Origin of the sequence: Motilimonas pumila (assembly GCF_003596335.1) — a bacterium.
GTDB lineage: Bacteria > Pseudomonadota > Gammaproteobacteria > Enterobacterales > CBDFNC01 > Motilimonas > Motilimonas pumila.
In genome coordinates, this window is the sequence record NZ_QZCH01000101.1 from 1 (window position 1) to 1173 (window position 1173).

The following is a 1173-nucleotide window of genomic DNA, read 5'->3' on the forward strand; positions in this document are numbered from 1 at the left end:
ATCACCATTGGCTGAATGTAGTCGCTCTAGGTTGTAATACTTCATGTAAGCGGCCACATCTTGCTTCATAAATCTCCTTGTTGGCTGATTAACTTTGAATAGCCAATCATGCTTTAAGCTGCCAAAAAAGCGCTCTACAACGGCATTATCCCAACACGCTCCCACATCCCCCATGCTAGACCTCATTCCATAGCTCGCCAGCAACTTACGGTATTGCTTACTGGTATATTGTGAGCCACGGTCGCTATGAAATACCAGTCCCTGCGTTGGTTGTCGCAGGTTATAGGCTTTCATTAATGCCTTACTTATCAAATCCGTCGTCATGCGTTTGTCGATGTGCCAGCCTACAATGCGACGCGAATATAAATCCATCACAATGGCTAAATGCATCCAGCCTTCACCTGTTTTTAAGTAAGTCACATCACCGGCCCAAACTTGGTTGGCAGCCGTGGGATTAAAATTCTGATTCAGCAGGTTGTCAGCTACCAAATCGGAGTGCTTACGCTTTGTTGTGACCTTGTAAGCCAGGCGTTGTGTGACTTTAAGCCGTAAGCGACGCATCATTTTACGAACAAGATAGCGACCCACTTGATAGCCTTCTTTGCGCAGTCTCTTTACCATTTCACGGTTCCCTAAGCTGCCACGGCTCTTTTCAAAAAGGCGTCGGATACGTCGATATAATTTCAACGTATCCAAGCTGATGACGGTTGCAGGGCGCTTAAGCCAGTCATAATAACCGGACTTACTCACTCCCATTACGAAGCAAAGTAAGATGACTGGAAACTGGCCAGACTGTTTTTTAATGAAACTGAATTTTACTTCATTTCCTTTGCAAAGAAGGCGCTGGCCTTTTTTAGAATTTCTTTCTCCATACGTAATTGTTTGTTTTCTTTACGCAATCGCTTCAGTTCATCCAGCTCAGATTCCTCTAAAGCCTTACCTTGTCGCTGTGCTTCGAACTTCTCTTTCCACTTGTAAAGCAGGCTGGTGCCAACGCCAAGTGACTTGGCCGCCTCTGCAACGCTATAGCCTTGCTCTGTCACCATCAGAACGGCTTCATCCTTAAAATCTTGAGGGTAGCTTTTATGTGATTTTTTCAGGCTCATATCATTTCCTTAATCTATTGACGATATTGTCTCAAAATTAAGTGTCCAATTGAATTAGACCAGAACA

At 44.2% G+C, this 1173-nt stretch carries 1 protein-coding gene; it reads right to left on the reverse strand.

All coding sequences use genetic code 11. The features are described from left to right. A protein-coding gene (locus tag D1Z90_RS20680; RefSeq protein ID WP_119912651.1) for an IS3 family transposase occupies positions 1-1106 on the reverse strand; the annotation gives its coding sequence in 2 pieces (ribosomal slippage) (positions 1-857 and positions 857-1106; 1107 coding nt annotated over the 2 pieces). This gene is flagged as partial in the annotation. Positions 1107-1173 lie beyond the last annotated feature (67 nt).